The sequence below is a fragment of the Pseudoalteromonas sp. DL2-H2.2 genome (genome assembly GCF_021532535.1).
Classification (GTDB): domain Bacteria; phylum Pseudomonadota; class Gammaproteobacteria; order Enterobacterales; family Alteromonadaceae; genus Pseudoalteromonas; species Pseudoalteromonas rubra_A.
The window spans coordinates 120,545-143,458 of sequence record NZ_JAKGBD010000004.1 but is presented as its reverse complement, the minus strand read 5'-3'; the positions used below and the strand labels follow the sequence as shown (position 1 = coordinate 143,458).

Annotated in this window: 5 protein-coding genes; 3 read left to right on the top strand and 2 right to left on the bottom strand. The window is 55.0% G+C overall.

What is annotated here, in order from left to right; genetic code table 11:
- Nucleotides 1-55: 55 nt before the first annotated feature.
- The gene (locus L1285_RS08770; protein WP_235411987.1) at nucleotides 56-19,843 is read left to right on the top strand and encodes a non-ribosomal peptide synthetase; all 19,788 of its coding nucleotides are present in this window, start codon (nucleotides 56-58) and stop codon (nucleotides 19,841-19,843) included.
- 51 nt (nucleotides 19,844-19,894) lie between these two features.
- On the opposite strand, the gene serB is transcribed toward L1285_RS08770, so the two are convergent.
- Complete coding sequence (gene serB / locus L1285_RS08765; protein WP_235411985.1) at nucleotides 19,895-20,908, bottom strand: phosphoserine phosphatase SerB; 1,014 nt, start codon at nucleotides 20,906-20,908, stop codon at nucleotides 19,895-19,897.
- A 120-nt stretch (nucleotides 20,909-21,028) separates the two neighbouring features.
- Here serB and L1285_RS08760 point away from each other — a divergent pair, with 120 nt between their 5' ends.
- Nucleotides 21,029-21,649 (top strand): AhpA/YtjB family protein, encoded by a 621-nt coding sequence (locus L1285_RS08760; RefSeq protein WP_235411982.1) that lies wholly within the window; start codon nucleotides 21,029-21,031, stop codon nucleotides 21,647-21,649.
- Nucleotides 21,650-21,837: 188 nt separating this feature from the next.
- Complete coding sequence (locus L1285_RS08755; RefSeq protein WP_235411981.1) at nucleotides 21,838-22,029, top strand: hypothetical protein; 192 nt, start codon at nucleotides 21,838-21,840, stop codon at nucleotides 22,027-22,029.
- A gap of 114 nt (nucleotides 22,030-22,143) precedes the next feature.
- Here L1285_RS08755 and L1285_RS08750 read toward each other — a convergent pair whose 3' ends face one another.
- A complete protein-coding gene (locus L1285_RS08750; RefSeq protein WP_235411979.1) occupies nucleotides 22,144-22,908 on the bottom strand; it encodes a TatD family hydrolase in 765 nt (254 codons plus the stop codon).
- Nucleotides 22,909-22,914 lie beyond the last annotated feature (6 nt).

The following is a 22,914-nucleotide window of genomic DNA, read 5'->3' as shown; positions in this document are numbered from 1 at the left end:
GACGCTCAAGCAACAGCGTCCGCGCAGCCCGACTAGACGTTTATCGAGACAGATCATGACAAGCAAACACAACCCGCAGACTCCCTCTTTGCCAGACAAGACACCGGATATTGCCATCGTCGGCCTGTCTCTGCGTTTTCCGGGCGCCGATAACAAACATCAGTTCTGGCATAACCTCAGTCATAAAATCAGCAACATCAGCGAAGTGCCTGTTGAGCGCTGGGACTGGAAAAAATACTACGACCCAAAGCCTGATAAACAAGCACAAAAGAGCATCAGCAAATGGGGGGGATTTATTGGCGATATCGCCGGATTTGATGCCGGTTTTTTTGCTATCTCACCCAAAGAAGCGCAGAGTATGGATCCCCAGCAGCGCCTAAGTATGGAGCTGGCCTGGGCTTGTTTTGAAGATGCGGGCCTCACACCATCGCAGTTTAAAAATACCGCCACTGGCGTCTATCTGGGGTGCAGCAATACCGACTACCAGGAGTTTTCAACCGGTAATATCGACCCGCACTTTCTGACCGGCATGTCGACCGGTGTGTTTGCCAACCGCATCTCGCACTATTTTAATTTTCAGGGACCAAGTGAAACCGTCGATACCGCCTGCTCTTCGTCTTTGGTGGCCATTCACAAAGCCATGAATGACTTTCGCTCAGGCGAAATAAGTGCCGCGCTGGTTGGTGGCGTCAACTTACTGATCACCAAAAACCGCTATGTCAGCTTTAGTAAGCTGGGCGTGCTGTCACCTCAGGGGCGCTGTAAAACCCTGGATGCCGAAGCCGACGGCTATGTCCGTGGTGAAGGCGTGGGCATGGTGTTGTTGCTGCCAGTAGAGACCGCCAAAGCGCTGAATGCGACCATCTATGGCATCATCAAAGGCAGCAGTGTGGGACACTCAGGTAAAACCAATACCCTAACCTCACCGAGCCCGTTTTCACAATCGCGAGTGATCCAGCAAGCCATCGACAATGCCCGGGTTGGCTCTGATCAGATTGGCTTTGTCGAATTACATGGCACCGGCACTGTGCTGGGGGATCCACTGGAGATCCAGGGCCTGAAACGCGCGTTTCGCGCCAGTAAACAGCAAGCGCCCGATGCACCTTGCTATCTCAGCACCGTAAAAACCAATATCGGCCATTTAGAGTCGGCCGCTGGTATTGCCGGAGTGATCAAAACCTTGCTGGCCTTTGAACATGAGCAGGTGCCACCGCTGCAAAACTTCGAGACGCTGAATCCGAAAATCTCTCTGGAGAAATCGCCGTTTAAGTTAGCGACCGAATGTATGCCCTGGGCAGGCGAGCAGCGTCTTGCCGGAATATCCTCCTTTGGTTTTGCCGGGGTGAACGCCCATGTGATCTTAGAATCACCACAACGCCTCAACCCACAGCGCCCAGCGTTAGACACCGCCGTGCCTATACTGCTGTCGGCCAGAACCCAGACCGCGCTCACCCAGCGTGCGGCAGACTTGCTTGCCTACCTTGAGACGGATAACTCGGTTGAGCTGCAGGATTTAAGTTATACGCTCACGGTGGGCCGGGAGTCTATGAAACATCGGATGGGGTTTACGGCAGACTCGCTGGCTTCTGTCAAAGTGCAACTGAGCAAGTTTGTTACCGGTGAGGCTGGCGACTGGCACTATAGTAAAGTTGCCGCCACTACAGAGCAGAGCGAAGTCACCCACGATACACTCGCTGCGCGCATAACTGGCTGGGTACAGGGCGATATCATCGACTGGCAAACCTGCTATGGCGAGCTCTGCCCGCAGCGCATTAGTTTGCCTGCCTATCCGTTTGAGCATAAGCCTTACTGGCTCGATGCAGAAGATGAAGCACAGCCCTCACAGCTGCACCCACTCCTGCATCGCAGTATACCGGCGCTGGGTGAGCTGCTCTTTGCCAGTGACTTTACAGGCAATGAGTACTTTTTACGTGACCATCAGGTGCAGGGCCAGGCTATGCTGCCCGGCGTCTGTACGCTTGAAATGGTCCATGCCGCCATGACTTTGTCGGGCCAGCTAAAGGATAGTCAGTCACTGCGACTGAATCAGGTGAACTGGCGCAGACCGGTAACCGTCAACGCGCAAAGCGGCCCGGTTTATTTGTCGCTAAAACAAACCGGTGATCGGGTAACATTTGAGTTATACCGTGAAGCACATGATGCGCGCCAGGTGTATGCCAGCGGTCAGGCAGAGGTCGCCGAGCACAGCGTCACAACGCGCGCCATCGAAGCACTGTCTGACGCCCGTGCAGTCGCAGCCTCTGAGTTATATCAGCAATTTAGCGCCACAGGCGTTGACTACGGCCCGGCTTTTCAGCGCATCACCATATTATCTGTGGCAGACCAACAGGCACAAGGCGAACTCAACCCGGTTATTGCCCCCGACTTTGCCTTTGCCCCAGAGCTACTCGACAGCGCCCTGCATATCCTGTTGGGTTTTGCACAAGATCCCCGCCCGGGATTGCCCTTTGCACTGGAACAGGCTGAATTACTCACACCGCTGCCATCGGGTAAAACACTGATAGCCTGTGCGACCCAAACCACCCATGCTGATGCCAGCAGCCAGAAGTTTGATGTCGATATCTGCGATGAACAAGGTGCGGTATATGCGCGTTTGCGAGGTTTTTCGACCCGCTCAATGGCGCACGATACCGATGCGACTCAGCTGTTTACGGTACTCCCTGGCTGGCAGCATCTGACAGCACTGCCACCTGCTGAAACAACTCAATACCGCTTTGATTATCAGGGGCCCGCGTCGCTCAAACCAGCCTGGTGTGCAGACTCAGCAGAACCTGCTGATCACCTGTTGTGGGTAGCCAGGGACGAGTACGCAGAGTCACTAAAACTGTTTACTCACCTAAAAACCTTACTAGAACAAGGTAAAGGCACAGAGCCGCTGGCCATCACTTTACTTACCTTCCAGACACAGCAAGTGTATGACGAAACCGTTGAGGCACACGGCGCCGGGCTGACTGGATTGCTACAAAGCGTGGCTCAGGAATATCCACGCTGGCACGTGCGCATTGTCGATTTGAGTGCTGAATGCAAAGAAGACACAAGTAACTGGCAACAGGCTACGCGCTTGCCAGCGGGCTTCTATGCACACCGCGACCACATTTGGCATACCTTCAGCGCCTGCGAGCACACCTACCTGGATTCAGGAGAGTCAGCCTATCGCCAGGATGGCGTCTATCTGGTGCTGGGCGGCGCAGGCGGCCTGGGTCAGGTCTGGAGTGAATGGATGATCCGCCAATCTCAGGCACAAGTTGTCTGGGTTGGCCGCCGTGCGCTGAATGAAGACATTGAGCTGGCCATCAGCCGTTTGGGTGAATTGGGCCCTGCACCGCAGTATATTCAGGCCGATGCCTGCGATGAAGCAGCCATGCGTGCCGTAATGCACACCATTAAGCAAGACTATGGGCAGCTCCATGGCGTGGTGCATTCTGTGTTACATCTGGAAGATCAGAGCCTGGCCAACATGGACGATGCTCAGTTTCTGAGAGCTTATCAGGCCAAACAAGCCAGTGGCGAAACCTTACTGAGTGTGTGTAAAGACCAGTCGCTCGACTTCGTCCTGCTGTTCTCTTCAATGCAGTCTTTCTCGCCTGCCCCTGGCCAAAGTAACTATGCTGCGGGCTGTCAGTATCTGGATAGTCTGGCCCGCTCCGCCAGTACTGAACTGCCCATCAAAGTGGTTAACTGGGGTTACTGGGGCGACGTTGGCCGGGTCAGCGACCCGTATTATCAGCGTAAAATGCGCCAGGCCGGGATTGGCTCTGTCGATGCGCAAGCAGGCATGGCGGCGCTGGCAAAGTTCATGTCTTCATCGCTGACGCAGGTCGGTGTAGTGAAAATGACACCAGAGCGGGCACAGGCGGCGCTGGTGCGTAGCAGTTATTCTTCAGAGTGCAGCTATAACGTATTTCAGTCTGAACAAACTGCTCCTGCGCTGGCACTCGATACCCAACCTGCTGACACCGAGATCTTGTATGCGTTGTGTCAGGCGCTCATTAGTGCAGGCTGGCAGCAACCGGCTGAGCGCACCGAGGCGCTATCAGCCTTGCCGGATTACTTTGAATTATGGTGGCAGGAAACCGCGCGCTACCTGAACGAGGCCGGGTTACTACAAGACGACGAGCTTACTCTGCCGGAGCCTCCAGCCGAGCAAACTGTGCTGGAACAGGATGACTATGCCCTGCTCAACGCGGCGCTGTCGGCACTGCCCGAAATTTTATCCGGCCAGCGTAAAGCCACTGATGTGCTGTTTCCCGGTGGCTCACTGGCGCTGGTTGAATCGGTATATCGGGATAACCCGGTTGCCATACACGCCAATCAGGCGCTGGTTACTCAGCTTACCCACTATCTGGCAAGTTTAGGTGAGCAGCCCATTAGAATTCTGGAGATTGGCGCAGGCACCGGCGGCACCACGCGCACAGTGCTGCCCGAGTTGCGCAATTTTACCGTCACTGAATACGCTTACACCGACTTGTCGCAGGCCTTTTTCAGCCATGCCAAAGCACAATTTCAGCCAGACTACCCCTTTGTACAGACCGCCTATTTTGACGTCAGCAAGCCTCTCACTGAGCAACATATTGACTTAGCCAGCTATGACGTGGTGATTGCCACCAATGTGCTGCACGCCACCGCCGACATGCTAACCACACTGAACAATGCCAAGGCCTGCCTGAAGCGCGGCGGACTGTTATTAATCAACGAAGTGACTCAGCCGTCGCTGTTTACCCAGCTGACCTTTGGCCTGCTCGAAGGTTGGTGGCTGAGCAAAGACACCACGCTGCGCCTGCCAGGCTCACCTTTATTGTCGCAGCCACGCTGGCAACAGTTACTGAGCAGCAATGGCTTTGCGCTGGCAGCCTCTGCCACAGACGCTCAATCGCCGCAGCAAGTGCTGTGCGCGCAAAGCAATGGCCGTTTGGTGCAACAACGCGCAAAACCGGCTCAACAAACAACACCAATTTCAAACCACAATACGGCAATGCAACAACCCGAACAGACACAGACCGACTCGCAGCCTGCAACAGACAACGCAACCCTGAGCGAATTCGTCGCCCAAACCCTCGCGGGGATCGCCAGCCAGGCGCTGAGCATGACGGCGGATGAATTAGACCCGGATGACTCGTTTGCCGATTACGGCGTGGATTCAATCCTGGCCATTCAGATCCTCGATGAGATCAATGCCCACTTCAACCTAAGCCTGCCGCCAACCTTGTTGTTCGATTTTCCGTCCATCGCGACGCTGAGCGCGCACATAGTGGCTGAGCACCGAGATAAGGCAATGGCAATAATGCATGCTCTCATGCACAAAACGCAGCCTGCAATGGCGACTACACAACAGGCTGCGCCAAAGTCGATTCAACCCGCTACAGATGAAGTAAAACCGGCTCACAAAACCAATCATAACAATACAGACAAAATTGCCATCGTGGGTATGAGTGGTCAGTTTGGTGATGCCAGCAATGTCGACGAGTTCTGGGAGATGCTGAGCAACAAGCGTACCTCGGTGCGTGCGCAGCAGCGCTGGGATTTAAGCGACTTATCATCCGACGCACAAAACTGGTGTCGCTACGCCAGCTTGCTGGATGACATTGCCAGCTTTGACGCGCCGTTTTTCTCCATCACACCACAAGAAGCGGAGGTGATGGATCCACAGCAGCGACTGTTTTTGCAAGAAGCCTACCGGGCGCTGGAAGACGCTAACATGATCACTCGCGCTGCCGGCAGCAATACCGGCGTTTATCTGGGCTGCGCGCAGGGCGATTATGCCTCGCTGGCACCCCAGGATGCTCCGGCGCAGCTGTTCTGGGGCAATGCAGGCTCGGTGATCCCGGCGCGGGTTTCTTATTATCTGAACCTCAAGGGGCCGGCGCTGGCCATAGATACCGCCTGCTCGTCGTCATTGGTGGCCATGCACAGTGCCTGTCAGGCGCTGAAAAACGGCGAAATAGACGCGGCACTGGCCGGGGGCGTTGCCACCTTATGCACGCCGCAGTTCTCACAACATGCCGGTAAGGCCGGCATGCTCAGTGCCGATGGCACCTGCTATACCTTTGACGACAGAGCCAATGGCTTTGTGCCCGGTGAAGGTGTCGGTGTGGTGGTGTTAAAACGCCTGAGTGATGCAGAGCGTGAGGGCGATCATATTCTGGGGGTTATTTTAGCCTCAGCCACCAATCAGGACGGCACCACCAGCGGGATCACAGCGCCCAGCTCAGTTTCTCAGCAACAGTTACATAGCCGTATTTATGAGCAATTTGATATTGCCCCGGATTCACTGAGCCTGATTGAAGCCCATGGCACCGGGACCAAGCTGGGTGACCCCATTGAATTTCAGGCCCTGACCCGGGCATTTCGTACAGCGACCCAGCGCAGCCAGTTCTGTGCTCTGGGGTCGGTCAAAACCAATATAGGTCACTGCCTGACCGCCGCAGGCGTCGCCGGTGTGATCAAAACCATCCTCGCCATGCAGCACAAAACCATTCCGGCTTCACTGCATTATCAGCAGGGTAACAGCCATATCGACTGGCAGGATACGCCGTTTTATGTCGCCCAGGAGGCGCAACCCTGGAGCGTGCCGGATGGCCAGCCACGGCGCGCCGGTGTCAGTTCGTTTGGTTTCAGTGGCACCAATGCACACCTGATCCTCGAAGAATATCAGCCGACAAAAACCGCAGTGCAAGCAGGCAGCGCACAGCCGGTGATCATAGCTCTGTCGGCCAAATCCCCCGAGGTGCTGCGCGACAAAGCCCGTAAACTGGCGGACTGGCTCGCTCAGGCGCAACTGAATGACAGCGCGCTTGAAGCCCTGGCGTATACGCTGCAAAGTGCGCGCGAAGCCATGGACTGTCGTATGGCCTTTGTTGCCGAAACGCTGGCCCAGGTACACACCCAGCTGAGTGACTTTGCTAACCAACAAGCCGGCACCTATAAACAGGGCAACAGTAAACAAGGCAAAGCCATTTTGGCAGCGCTGGATAAAGACGATTTTAACCGCTGGACACAAGCCGGTGAGCTCAGCAAGCTGCTCGCCTTATGGGTGGTCGGCGCGCAGCTTGACTGGTCTGCATTTTACCCAGCTAAGCCAACCTTACTGCGCTTGCCGACCTATCCGTTTGCCCGCACACCACACTGGCTCAGCGGGGCACCTGAGCTCATACAAAAAAACACCCAGGTGAACCCGCAACCAGCCCCGACTGCCATAGCAGAAGACTCGCTGTTACACCTTATCCCGCAGTGGCAAGCGCTGGATGTGACTTCTCAGGCAAACTGGTCTGGCAAACGCCAGGTCATCGCGCTGGCTCCACACAACGACATGCCAGATGCCATTGTGCTGCAGGATACATCAGGTGACACAGCACAGCGTATTGAGGCGCTGACCATCGCCCTGATTGCACACATCAAACAGCTTGCCAGCACCACTGAGCCTTTGCTTATCCAGCTGCTCGTGCCAGCAAACGAACCGCTGCTGATGGCGCTGGCAGGGGTGCTGAAAACCGCCGCACTGGAACACCACTTGCTGAGTGTGCAGCTGATACAAAGCGATACGCCTGCACAATCTGCGGAACAACTTGTTCAGGCAAGCCAGTTTACCCAACACAAAGTACTGCGTTTTATTCAGGGTCAGTGCGAGATACAAACGCTGACGCCACAACACAGCGATGTGCCCGCTTTGATGCCGTGGAAAGAAAATGGCTTGTATCTGATCACCGGCGGCCTTGGCCAGCTGGGTCAGTGCTTTGCCAAAGAGATCCTGACTCAAACCCGCCATGCTCAGGTGATTATCACAGGTCGTCGCACCGCGCCTGAATCGCTCGGGATGCCAGGAGATACAAGCCGAATTCATTATTACCAAACCGATATCAGCACTCAAACCCAGTGTGCTGAGCTGCTTAACCGCATTGGTGCGCAGCACGGTGCCCTGACCGGGATTTTGCACAGCGCTGGTGTGATTGACGACCAACTGATTGCAAGCAAAACTCCGCAGGCAGTCCAGCGCGTGCTGGCGCCCAAAGTCTCGGGGGTGATGGCACTGGATGAGGCCTGCAAAGCAGTGCCGCTGGACTTCTTTATCTGTTTTTCGTCTATCGCTGCGTGCTTTGGTAACCCAGGTCAGGCCGATTATGCCACTGCCAATGCTTTCCTGGATGCCTATATGCTCAAGCGCCAGCAATGGGGTGAGCAAGGTCAGCGCCATGGTCTAAGCCTGTCCGTAAACTGGCCGCTGTGGGCACAAGGTGGCATGCAAATGGACGCCGTTAAGCAGAATTTGCTGCGCTCGCAGGGCCTTGCTGCTATGCCTGATGAGCTGGGCCTGAAGGCCTTTTATCAGCTGTTTGCCAAGCCCCACGCACAACAGTGCTTTTTATACGGTAACCCGGACAAGCTCACTCGCTGGATAACCCCGCAAGCCAGGACTCAAACTTCGAGCACCGCGCCACAGGGCGCAACCATGCTGAGTGATAGCGCTTTAATGGACCACCTTAAAGCCGTGGTGGCGCAAGTCAGTAAACTACCGGTGGAAGAACTCGACAGCGACCTCGACTTCCGGGATATAGGCTTTGATTCCATTATGCTGATGTCCGTGGTACAGCAGCTTGAGGCCGATCCCCAACTTGGCCTGGACGCCCTGCCACCTGCATTGTTATTTGAGGTGAAGACCCTCAACCAGTTGCATGCATATCTTGTTAAACAGCAACCCAGTATCGCCACTGTGCAGGTAACAAAAGCGGAACCGATCACCCAACAAACGCCATTAGGGCAACTGCCACTATCAAAAGCCCAGCAGGGTCTGTGGCTGCTGCACAAGCAAAATCCGGCGCTGAGCAGCTACAACATCCCGCTGGTATTCGAGCTTGCCAGTCTGGATGTCGCCCGCATGCAACAAGCGCTGGACAGCCTTTGTCAGCGCCACCCGGTGCTGCGCCTGCGTATTCACGAAACGGATGGCCGACCCACGCAACAGATCCACTCGGACACAATCCGGGTTGAGCAAACGTCTCTGGCACCAACCTCTAAGGCGGCCCTGACTGATGCAATACAACAGACTATTGCAGTGCCTTTTGATCTGTCAGGTCCATTGCTACGCGCAAGCGCCTGGCAAGTGGCGCCGGGCGCTCAGTCACGCCATGTGATGGTGATTGTGCTGCACCATCTGATCATTGATGGGGTCTCCGCCACCCAGCTGCTGTCTCAGCTATGGCAGGCCTATCATGAAGGCGCACCAACGGCAGCGCCCGACCAGGGCTTTTTCGACTACCTTGACTGGGAGCAGCAGCTGCTGGCCAGCCCAAGTGCAGACACGCTGAAACAATTCTGGCAGCAATCTTTGAATCCTGTGCAGACACCGCTGGTCCTGCCCGGCAAACGCACAACGCAAGTAAGCCCGGACGAGCCAAACAGTGCGCGCGTGACGCTCAGCTTGCCAGCCAGCACGCAGCAGCAACTCGAACAGTTTTTAGCCCGTCACAAGCTTAGCACCTCGGTGTTTTTCTTAACCGTGTTTCAGGCGTTACTGAGCCGTCTCACTGGTCGCAATGAGCTGATACTGGGTACGCCTGTGATGCAGCGACCAAAAGCCAGTATGGCGCAGTCACTGGGCCTGTTTGTGAATCAATTGCCACTGCCACTGACACGCAATGCCAGCACAAATTTTGTCAGCCAGGCACGGGCGAATCAGACACAACTGGACGCCGTGATCAGTCACAGCGCCCTGCCTTTGTCTGAGCTGCTCAGCGCTGTTAATGCGCCGCGTATACCGGGTGTTCACCCGCTGTTTCAGATAGGCTATGCCTGCCATAATTTTATTCAGGCCGACTGGGTAGAAGACAATCAGGCGCTACTGGGCGCACTGTGGCAGGAATTCCAGCAAGATGCCGAACTGGACCTGAGCCTGGAGGTTACCCCGCTGGGTGGTACCCATCAGCTGGCCTTTAAATTTGCGACCCGCGCTTATGAGCGCCATACCGTGCAAACCCTGGCAGATAATTATCTGCAACTACTGGAAGACGTGCTGCTTAGCGGTGACTTACCACCCGATGGCCTGCCACAGGCACCAGTTGCAAAAGCCACCACTTTGGTTGACAGCTTTACCTTACAGGCCGCGCAATACCCGACCCAGACGGCACTCTCGTTTGCAGGTAGCACGTTGAGTTATCAGGTACTGGAGCAGCAGGCAAACCAGCTGGCCCATACCTTAATTGCCAGAGGTGCGCGGCCCGGCAGCCGGGTTGCCCTATTGTTGCGCCCAAGTGTGGAAATGATAATCGCTATGCTGGCGGTGCTGAAAACCGGCAGTGCCTACGTACCTGTGGACCCCAGCTCACCAGAGGACAGAGCCCGCTTTATTTTGGCCGATGCCGATCCGGCGCTGGTACTGATGAGCGACGACCTGGCGCTGCCTGTCGCGCACAGCCAGACATATCGCCTCAGTGACTGCCTGCAAAGCAGCACTATGGCACCCGTTACCGCTCCGGGCATAGCTCTGGCACCTCAGGCGCTGGCCTATATCATCTATACCTCGGGCTCGACGGGTCAACCCAAAGGCGTGCTGGTTGAGCATAGCAACATTACCGCTTTGCTGAACAACACCCAGCCTGGGTTTGGGTTTAATGCGCAGGATACCTGGTGCCTGTTCCACTCCTTTGCGTTTGATTTCTCCGTATGGGAGATCTGGGGCGCACTGGCCCATGGTGGCAAACTGGTAATCGTGGACGACGCCTGCAAAAAAGACAGTGCTGCATTCGCACGCTTTATTCACGACAATCAGGTAAGCATTTTAAATCAGACGCCATCGGCGTTTTATCCGCTGATGACGCACTTGCTGGCACAACCTATGCTGACACGCTCTCTGCGCACCGTGATCTTTGGCGGTGAAGCGCTGGAGCTGAGTAAACTCATGCCCTGGTTTGAAGCAGCACAGCCGCGACCAAAATTGGTCAACATGTATGGCATCACAGAGACCACTGTGCACGTTACCGAGATAGAAATTACCCGCGAGCTGGTCGAACAGAACCCGGGCAAGAGCATTATAGGAAAGCCGCTGCCCGGCTATCGCCTGTACTTACTGGATGAACAGCAAAGTCCTGTCGCGGCGGGTCAGTCCGGCGAGTTGTATGTTGGAGGCTGCGGCGTCAGTCGGGGATATCATCAAAGAGCGGTCCTGACCGCAGAGCGCTTTATGCCTAATCCGCTTGCCGGGCAAAACGAGGAGCGCCTCTATCGTACTGGCGATCTGGCGCGTCTGAATGCACAGGGCCAATATGAATACCTGGGCCGCTGCGACGATCAGGTTCAGATCCGCGGACACCGCATTGAGCTTGGCGAAGTACAGCATGCCCTGCTAACCAACCCGGCAATTCAGGATGCCTGCGTGCTGGCTGCCAGCAAACGTCATGGTGACGTGCTGGTGGCCTACCTGGTCACCCAGGTGCCGCTATCCGATGAAGCGATCCGTAGCGAGTTGTTAAAGGGTGTGCCCGAGTACATGGTGCCGGCGTATTTTGTCTCCGTGCCCGCGATGCCGCTGACCAACAATGGCAAAGTGGATAAACAGGCGCTGCTCGGCCAGCTGCCGTTTAACTCACACACCGCGCAGGCCGCCATCTCAGCTTTGGAAACAAACCTCAGCGCAACCGCACCAGAGCGAAACTTACAGGCCGAGATTTCGGCTGTCTGGTGCGATGTGCTGGACGTGAGTCAGGTTGCGCCGGATGCGCCCTTTTTCACGGTTGGGGGCGACTCCCTGCTGGCCAATGTACTGGCCACCAAACTGAGCGCCAGGTTCAATATCGACCTGCCGCTGACGGAGGTGTTTCAGTACAGCACCATTAACGCCCAGTGCGATTATTTATCTGCCAAAGTCACCAGTCCGATTTCAGTGCCTGTACAAGCGCCAGAGCCGGTCCATCCTGCAAAGCCGACAACCGCCAGTCAGGCCATTGCAATGATAGGCTTATCCTGTCATTACCCGGACTCCCCCGACGCGCAGACATTCTGGCAAAACCTCATTGAAGGCAACAACCTGGTTCGCCACAGCCAGCGAGCCGAGTCAGACCCTGCTATGATCTGGCTCGATACCTGGGTTGAAGGCCAGGATGAATTCGACCCCGGCTTTTTTAATCTCTCGGAAAAACAAGCCCGCACCATGAGCTATGCACAGCGCCAGCTGTTACTGCATGCCTGGAAAGCGGTGGAAGACGCCGGTTATCGCTGTGGCCAAATGCCCAACACCGGCGTGTATATTTCCGCCTCAGGCGGCGACCTGACCGATCTCAACCTGCACGATAAGTTCAGTAACGGGGAGTTTGTCCTCAATGCCGAGGACTATGTCGCGTCAACGCTGAATCAGCCAGGCACGCTGGCAACCAGTATTTCCTATCATCTCGGTCTGACCGGCCCAAGTCTGTTTGTGCACTCCAATTGCTCTTCATCCCTGAGCGCACTGGCACTGGCCTGTTCGGCACTCAAAGCCGGTGACATTGACTATGCCATTGTTGGCGCAGCCTGTTTATTCCCGCAGCGCAGCACAGGATACAAAATAGAAAAAGGCCTCAACTTTGCCCCCGATGCGCGCTGCAAAGTCTTTGATGCCCAAGCCGATGGCATGATAGGCGGCAATGGCGTCTCTGTGGTGGTGCTCAAACGGGCCGATGAGGCAACCCAGGATAGCGATCACATTTACAGCCTGATTAAGGCGGTGAAGGTGAACAACGATGGCAACAACAAGGCCGGTTTCTTTGCCCCGGGCACGGAAGGCCAGATGCAGGTGATCACCCAGGCACTAGAAAGCGCCGACGTCTCACCGGCGAGTATCAGTTATGTCGAAGCCCATGGCACCGGCACCGCGCTGGGCGACCCCATTGAATTTGCTGCGCTGCAACAGGTTTATCAGCCGCATAGCGAAGCAAAACAATATTGTGGGCTGGGTGCCGTGAAATCGAACCTGGGTCATACAGACACCCTGGCAGGGCTCACCGGGTTGGTGAAAACCAGCTTGTCGCTGCACCACAAACTGCTGCCCGGTACCTTGCACTATAATGAGCCGAATCCACACCTGGACCTGGCTAACTCGCCGTTTTATGTCGTCGACAGCACACGCTTGTGGGAAACCCCTTTGTTACCAAGACGAGCCGCGGTCAGCTCATTTGGGATTGGCGGCACCAATGCCCATGCCATTTTGGAAGAAGCCCCGGTGGCGCAAACACAGAATGCATTGAGCAGTCAGCCTTCAATCGTGGTGCTATCGGCAGCCACACCAGAAGTACTGCAACGTCAGATCAGTGAGCTGCTGAACTGGCTTGAGCGCACCCTGTGCGATGATGCGCTGAGAGTCAGCCTGGCCTACACCCTGCAAACCGGTCGCCAGGTGATGGCGCATCGCGCAGGCTTTGTGGTGTCTTCTTTGAACGAGCTTAAAACCCAGTTGACGCATTACCAGGCAAGGAGTGAGCAAGCACCTTTGAACCCAGTTCCCACTGGCACACCGGCCAGCTGGCTGGCACAGGGCAATTATCAGGCTATTCTAAGCCACTGGCTGGACAGCGGCTTTGAGGACTGGGACTTCTTGTATCAGGGAGAGCAGGTCGGCAAACTGAGCCTGCCGACTTATCCTTTTGATCTAAAACCATACACGCTCGGCCTGAGCCAGACTCAATCAGAAGAGCTGGTCCCATGCACGCTGAGTGTACCAAAATGGCGCACCCAGCCTGTGGTTACAGACAGTGAGACAGCTGCGCCCGACAGCACGGCGTCGCACTGTGTGGTGCTGTGCGACCTGCCGGAGTTGGAAGTCGCCGGTGCCATCACCCAAGTGCTTAGCTCAAGCCATTACGCACCTGAGCAGCAGGTCAGTGACTACGGGACTCAGCTGCTCGACATTATACAGTCGCTCGCGAAAACCAGACAGCCGACCCTGTTACAGCTGGTGATAGGCAACACTCAGGCCGAGCCGCTGGCTAATCTCAACAGTTGCCTGCACGGCCTGTTGAAAACCGCCAGCATTGAACACCCTATGCTGCGCACACAGCTGTTGCTGGTAGACCCGACGCTGAGCTCAGATACGCTGCACACTCTGCTCACCGATAACCGCAATGCGCCCGACTCCGTCATTGCTTATCAGGGCACGAGCCGCACAGTACTGGGCTATCAGCCGGTGAGCGATGTGAAACCGGTCAGTGCGTGGCAGCCCGATGGCGTTTATCTCATCACCGGCGGGCTCGGTGGCATTGGTCGTCACTTTATTGCCGAACTGGCCACTTTGCCGTTTGCCACCACAGTGGTCGTGACAGGTCGCCGAGCCGCTGATGACACTCAGGTAGAGTCGCAGCTGCGCAACCTTAAACAAGGTCAGGTACAACTGGTTTATCGTCAGCTGGACGTGGCTCAGAAGATGAATACCTTGTTGCTGGTGCGCGACATAGTGCGCGAATTCGGTGCGCTCCATGGCGTGATCCATGCCGCTGGCATAGTGCAGGATACTTTGCTGTGCAACAAAACCCCGACCTCCTTTGCCCAAGTGCTGGCGCCCAAGGTCACGGGCGTGGTGGCGCTGGATGAGGCCACAGCAGATCTGCCGCTGCGCTTCTTCGCCTGTTTTGCCGGGCTCAGTGGCGTACAGGGCGCTGCCTCTCAGGGCGACTATGCCATGGCCAATGCGTTTCTCGACAGCTATATGCAGCAGCGTCATGCCCTGGTTGCCAGCGGTAAGCGCCATGGCCTGAGCGCCAGTATCGACTGGCCTTTCTGGCAAGACGGCGGTATGCAGCGCAATGCCCAGTTTGCCCATACGAATGCGGCCATGCCCACCAACAGTGGCATAGAGGCATTTTACCGGGCACTGCAACAACCTCAGACGCTGGTGCAATATACCCCGACCCACCCAAACCATGAGCAAGTCAGTGACACCGCTAAACCAGTAGCCCAGTTTAGCAGTGAAGCCACGCTGGACGCTGCGCTGACAGAGCAGCTGAGCACTATGGTCGCGGCTTTACTTGGCGTGCAACCGGATACACTGGACGGAGATACCGATCTGGGCGAGTTTGGCGCGGATTCCATCGCTTTCATTACCTTTATCAATCAGCTCAACAGCCGCTATCAGCTTGAGCTCTCGCCCAGCGTGCTGTTTATGCACTCGACCCTGAACAGCCTCAGAGCCCATATTATCGCCGAGTATGGCGATGTGCTGATCGCCACGACTAACGAGACGCAAACAAGCTCAACGGATACAGCAGCAGAGCAAGCCCCGGTGAATGCCTCAAATGATGAAGCAATTGCCATTATTGGGATCAGTGCTGCCTTCCCCGAGGCAAGTAACCTTGACGAATTCTGGCACAACCTGAGCACAGGCAAAGACTGTGTGACCCGCCACAGCTGGCCACAGCCGCAAGACAGCGAGCTCAGCTGGCCCGGTGAAATTAACTGGTTGGGCCGCCTGCGACGCGACACCGAGTTCGACCCTTTATTCTTCAATATTGCGCCGGCAGAGTGTGAGCGCATTCAGTTGCAGGAAAGCCTGCTGATGATGCATGTCTGGCAGTGTATTGAGAATGCCGGATACGACCCAAAATCGCTGGCAGGCACCAGCACCGGGTTATTTATTGGCTGTCAGTCTGGATATCACGAAGGGCTGATCACCTCCCCGGCATTTGCGCCAAACCGCATGAGCTACTTCCTCGACCTGCACGGCCCGAGCGAAGGGGTAGATACCACCTGCTCATCATCACTGGTGGCCGTACACAAGGCCATAGCAGCCATTCGTATGGGTGAGTGTGAGCAGGCCATTGTTGGCGGCGTCAATATCATAGACACTCCCACCGCCTCTGTGGCCATGCAGGAGATAGGTGCACTGTCGCCGGATGGGCGATGCAAAACCTTTGCTGCCGATGCCGATGGCATAGTGCGGGGCGAAGGCGTTGGCATGATCATGCTGAAAAAGCGCTCGGCAGCCGAGCGCTCCCAGGACGCCATTTACGCCACCTTGTTGGGGTCGGCGGTTAACCATGGCGGTAAGTCACAGGGCTTTACCGTGCCCAATGCCAGGGCACAAACTCAGCTACTGGATAAAGCCTGGCGTAACGCCAACATCGACCCGGCCACACTCAGCTACATCGAATGCCATGGTACCGGCACCACACTCGGCGATCCGGTTGAACTGGATGCGCTCAAGGCAGCCTTTAATACACATCAGTGGCCAGCCCACTGTGCACTGGGTTCAGTGAAAAGCAACATAGGTCATACCGAAATTGCCGCGGGTATCGCCGGGCTTATCAAGGTTGTGTTGCAACTTAAGCATCAGACTCTGGTGCCATCGCTCCATGTGCAGGCACTTAACCCCTATCTGGCGCTCGAGGATACGCCGCTTGCGGTACAAACCCAGGCGCAGCCCTGGGAGCACGGCGATACGCCGCGCAGAGCTGCCGTCAGCGCCTTTGGGATCAGTGGCGTGAATGCTCATGTGGTGCTCGAAGAGTATCAGCCGAACATCACTGAGCAACACACAGCTTTGCCAGACGCCCCGGCGATGGTGGTGCTCTCGGCCACCAGCAAAGCAGCACTGGCACAAAAAGTCACTGAGCTTGCCAATCATGTTGCGACTTTACCTGACACGCCGCAAATACTGGCGCAACTGGCCGCGACCTTAGCGCTGGGCCGCACGGCGCAGGCATACAGACTCGGCTGGGTAGTGTCCTCACTGAACGAGTTGCGCACAGCCCTGAGGGAGGCCGCGCCTGATCAGGCTTCCAAGGTCAGCAATAACACCCGCGAGCAGCTAACAGCAGAGCAGTTGCTGACCCTGCACCAAACCCAGGAATATGCCGCCATAGTACGCCTGTGGCAATCCGGCAAAGTCGCGAACTGGCAGCCGCTTTACCCAACTCCTCTGCCAAAACTGCACCTGCCTGGTACATCTTTTATCAGCAAAAAGGCGGTTGAGGCTGAACAAACAAGCCCCTGGCTGCTGCTCGACAACCAATTGCAACCGGCTGCACTGACTCTGCCTGAGGACTGGCTGGCATCACTGACTGCACAGCTGGCACACAGGCATATTTTGTTGGTATCAGACACCCAGGCGCAGCTTGAAACCCTCAGTAAGCCGCTACAAGCAAGCGGCTGTAAGGTGACTGCGCTGTGCTTTGAACAACTGGACAACGCAGCGCTGGATCCAGAAGTTCTGCCGGATACCATTTTTGTGCTGGGCAGTGGTTCATTGCTTGAGCCGCAGCAGCAGATCAAACCCCTGTTCGAGCTGATGCAACTCACCGCCCGTCACGACAATCACGCGATGCAGCTGTTTTATGCCACTCAGACCGACTCGCAAATTGACACCCGGGACGACCTGAGTGCTCTGCTGCGTTGCTACAACCTGCGCAATCCGCAGCACAGCTGGACGTTAGTCGAGCAACTCGATGAGGCTGCTTGTCTGGGCGAATTATTGTTACAGGAGTTCGCCTGTACCTTACTGAACGCAACCGAGCATCAGCCAAATCAGGTGCAATACCGCGATGGTGCGCGCTTTGCACTGCAACTGACGCAACTGCCGGACGCAAACGACACAACTCAGCCTGAGTATGAAATACGTCACGGTGGTACTTATCTGGTAGCAGGGGCACTGGGCGAACTGGGTATGGCACTGAGCCAGCGCTTGCTGGAAGATTTTGATGCCACTCTCATTTTGCTGGGCAGGCGCGATGAGCAAACCGTACAGCCACAACTGACCCAGCTCAGCGAAACCGGCAAAGGGTCCGTTCATTACTTAGCGTGTGATATTGCCGACGCCCAACAGCTGAAACAGCTCAGTGCCTTACTGAGCGACAAGTCACTAGAGCTCAACGGCGTGTTCCACCTGGGCACCACCTACACGGAAGAAGAAAACAGCTGGGCCGACTTTGTCCGCTCAATGCAGGTCAAAGTGCAGGGCACGCAGCAGCTGGACTCCATGTTGAGAGGCTGTGAGCTGGACTTTTTTGTGCTGTTCTCTTCCATGGCTGTGTTTGGCAGCCTGAATCATCTGTCGTATTCATACGCCAACGGCTTTCAGAACGCCTTTGCCCGAGCCCGAAATCAGCAAGTGGATAAGCGGCAGCGTTATGGTCAGACCCTGGCCATTAACTGGGGTTACTGGCACTCAGATGATCCGCTGAAAAGTATTGAAAACAGCTTTGCCGAGAAAAAGGGCTATCAGCTGATCCAGATGTCGGATGCCTTTGCACAACTACCCAAACTACTCAGCACCAAGCGCAGTACCCTGGCGGCCATCTGCACCACAGAGCCCGAACGCATCATGCACAACACAGCGGCACTATTGCAGCGCAAGCGCCTGACGCATACACGTCTGGAGCAAGTATCGGAAGATTTATCTGACGCGTCTCAGGATATTGCTGGCACTGTGGTAAGCATTGTTGGCCAGGTGCTGGGAATAGCTCCCGATGAGCTGGATCTGAATTGCGATCTGTATGATTACGGCTTTGACTCCATCTCATTGCTGAAAACCTTCCAGCAACTCAAAGCCCGGCTCAATATTGATATTCAGGCCGATGCCTTTAAGAACATGAATACCATTCAGGCACTGATCGACGAAATCGACAAGGCCCATGGCCAGGTTCAGCATGAGGACGATGCATCGTTACCTGAGTTTATTGTCGATGCGGGCATTGACTTGCCGACGCTGCCCGATGAGATAGTGCATGCCTATGAGGGCGACGTCCGCCATGTGCTGCTCACCGGAGCAACGGGCTTTTTAGGCAGTCACCTGCTGGCAGAGCTGCTGGCCACCACCAAGGCAAAAATATACTGCCTGGTGCGCGCCGACAGTGCAGAGCAGGCACTGACTCGCATTGCCGATAATGCCAAACAGTATGCGCTGACTCTGGACCTGGAACGCATCGTGCCTGTCCCGGGAGATATGGAGCAATCCCGCCTAGGCGTGTCCGACGAGCACTGGACACTGCTATGCCGGGACATCCAGCATGTGATGCATACCGCGTCGTATGTGAATCATATCCAGCCCTACTTTGCCTTTAAAAAGTCGGTGGCTGGTACCAATGCCCTGCTAACACTGTGCTGCACAGACACACTGAAGATGATCCACTTTGTCTCCAGCACCACCGCCAGCACCCAGATAAAAGACTCCCACTTCTCGGTTAACCCGCGTGAATCCTTTATTCCAACAGACGAAGCGGCCTTGCTGTGCAGCGGGTATGGTCAGTCGAAATGGGTGCAGGAAGAAAACATTCGCCAGGCATCACACACAGGTGTGCCCTACACGGTTTATCGTTTTTCGGAAATCTCGGGGTCATCTAAAACCGGGATTGGCAACACGGATGATGTCTTCCACCGTATTCTGAAAATGATGCTCAGCATAGAGGTGCGTCCGACTGAAAGCCCCTACATGCTGGATATTATTCCGGTTGACCGCGCAGCTACCTGTATCGTAGCAGGCATGAGTGACCCGCAAAAACGCAATCAGGTCTATCATGTGGCAAACCCAGCGCCACTGAGCATTGCGGCCTTTTATGACTTTGCCGCTGAGCGGGGTTTGCGCTTTACGCAAACCGATAAAGCAGGGTTTATTGGTGCCTGTGAAGCCTACGCGGCCCAGCGTGAAGGCAAAGACAGGGTGATTATGCAGGGCTTGTTGTCATCACGCCCTGGCTATGACGAATACCTGTTTGAAGCCTATTTTATGCCGATGGACCCATACGATAAGGACAACTTTATCGTACTGACAGAGCGCTATGACATCACGTTGGGTGACTGGGAGCGTTTGTTTGACACTTACTTTACCCAGTGGCTGGAAGACAGACACTATCGGGAGATCTGGCAGGAGAGTTAAGTAGACAATAAAGCGGGCGTAATAGCCCGCTTTGCTTTTATTAGCTCACAACTAGACCGGGACACTCAGCAAATAAAGCAGCTGAGTCAAAGACCCTTGGGTAATGGCGGCATCCGCCTGCTCGACTACCTTAGGTTTGCCATGCACAGCCACGCCTAAGCCCGCAGCGGCCATCATAATTAAATCGTTGGCACCATCACCCATAGCCACGGTTTGATTGGCCGAAATATCAAACTGCTCAGCCAAAGTGTTGAGCACTTCGGCTTTTTTATTGCCATCAACCACTTCTCCCAACACTTTACCGGTGAGCTTGTTATCGGCAATTTCCAGTGTATTGGCAAACACAGCATCCAGCTGCAACGGCGCTTTGAGCGCCTCGGCAAACCAGGTAAACCCCCCAGAGGCAATCGCCAGACGCCAGTGATGGGCCTTCAGTACCGCACACAGCTGGGCAACACCTTCCATCAGCGGCAGGTTATCTTTGAGTTGCTGAATAAGCGGCAACTCGACACCGGACAGCTTAGCAACACGCTGATACAGACTGTCGTTAAACGCCAGCTGCCCGGCCATCGCCTGTGCGGTGACGGCAGCCACCTCATCATACACCCCGGCCAGTCTGGCAATTTCATCAATGCACTCAATTTTGATTGCCGTGGAGTCCATATCCATCACCAGTAAACCGGGCTTTTGCAAGCTTGGCGGCTGGCTGATAGCGGCGCCTTGCAGACCCCACTGCGCCGCCAACGCGCGAACCGATGCACGCACATCGCGTGTCGATTGGGTAGACAAAACCAGTCCGGGTGTCATGTCAGCCGTGGGCTGATACAGTGCCAGTTGGGTAACTTCGATATCTGCCTGGCGGCACAACTTCAGGAGCTCCAGAACCGTGGCACCGCTGAGCTCAGCACCGAAGAAACACAGATACTGGGCCGCTTGCGATACAGAACTGGCGCACGGCGTTAGTTGATCATCGTTTTCAATCTGGTACCAGTTTGCTAAGGTAAGAAACTGCCCGGCGGGCTCAGCACAGGCACGCAACTGGATTGACGCGAGTGACTTTGACATGGATACTCCTGATTAGGGTCATACCCGGCTCATTGAGCCTAAGTGTGAATGCTTGATTGGTAACGGTATGGGCCCTTTGTAACATCTTAATCATGGCATGTCAGCAGGCAAACAAGATCTATGAAAAATACACAAGCCCTTGAAACCCTTTCTTCTTCACGCAGCCGACGGTTACTGCGTCTGCTGATCGCGGCCATGTGCTTTTTAACCATTACCTGGCTGGCCTTTAACACCAGCTTTCGCTCTCATCAGCTGTTGCACACCAATGCCGACCACACAGGTCGCAGCCTGACTAAACAGCTGGCACTCAACGCTGCTCTGCCACTGAGTCGTATGGATACCCCGCAGCTCAGAGCCTTGAGCAATCACCTTGCCAGTGACGAATTTGTGCTGTCGGTCAGGCTTTATAATCATCAGGGCCAGTTTATTATCGGCAACGATGGCCAGGATACCCCACCCGAGATCACTGACTTGCCCCGCCATTTGGCCGGGCTAACGCAGTCCAAGCAACCCATTGTCGAGCCCATTTATGATTCAGAGCAACAGCCCATTGGCTTTGTCAGTGTCGAGTACTTAACCGAAGCGGCCATGGCGCAAAGCCACCGCCATTTTCATGAGCTGGGTCGGGTGGTACTGCTAATGCTGGGCATTGCCTGTATTTTTACCTGGCAGATTGGGCGCGCACTAAAGCGCTGGGAAGTAAAACGTCAGATCCGAAATAGCGTTGCCGATGAGGAATAGCATTGCCAGTTACCCCAAAAACCTGCATGAGTTATAAACTATTCAAAAGAAACAAAAAGTTAAAACCATTGACGATAGGTAAAAATTAAAATAACATTTTATCTGTAAGTTACCATAATGGGTAATTAGCATACCGCGCTGAGCAATCAATTCAGCGTTGGCTCAATTTCAAGTTTAAGGAAAATAAAATGAAATTACAGATCAAAAAGAAAAATATGAAGGTGCTGTCTAATCTACGTAATTTAGATGCTCAGGCAACGCCAAATGTAGCTGGCGGTCGAATTGAAACTCGCCCTGTTTCTTGCCGATACTGGTGTGGTGATAGACTTACTAACTTTAACTGTAACACTGTTGACGGTATGCACTGTGTTACAGACTGAACCATGCTATAAAGTTTCTTAAGAGGGCCACCCCCTCTTTGCAATTCCAAGCCTATCAGCATTTTGTTCTGCCATATTACCAATGTTAGTACGGTAATTTGTCTATCCATGCTGTTACCTACTAAATAGTGACAGCGACGTAACATATACTACCTCAGCAATTTGTTGCTGCGACTCTTCTCGAATAGCGCACAAATGTTCAAATACCTCGACCACCCGTTTAGGTAGATTTGGCTGGCCCTGATAGCCTGCCAACGGCATAGAAGGCGCATCGGTTTCCAGCACCAGTGCATCCAGTGGCACTTGTGCCAGTGTGGTGCGGGTTTTCGCCGCCCGCGGATAGCTGATGGTCCCCCCTACACCGAGTTTAAACCCCAGTTTCAGATACGTGTTGGCATCTTGCAATGAGCCGGAAAAGGCATGAATAACGCCGCCGTTTTGAGGGGGCAGCTGTTTAAACGCCGCCGCCAGCAGATGGTGGCTTTTGCGGTGATGGACAATCAGCGGCAACTTAAGTGCATTGGCCAGCGCAATATGTTCAATAAACAATTTCTGCTGCGCGGGGATATCCTCCACCATGGCATCAATCCCACATTCACCTATGGCCACCAGCTCTGAGCTATGCTGGTGTGCAAGTTCGGCCAGTTGCGCCATATCATCCGCTTGATGCTGCGTCATAAAGTACGGATGCAGGCCAAAGGCGATTTTGACGCCTGGGTACTGCTGCGCAAAAGCAGGTAAAGTAAGACTCTGCGCCAAGGTCACACCCGGCACCACACAGCGCTCAACGCCCAGCGCCTGCGCATCAGCCAGATGCTGTGGCAACTGGTCTCTGAGCTCATCAAAGTCCAGGTGGCAGTGGGTATCAATAAAGCGCATAAGGCA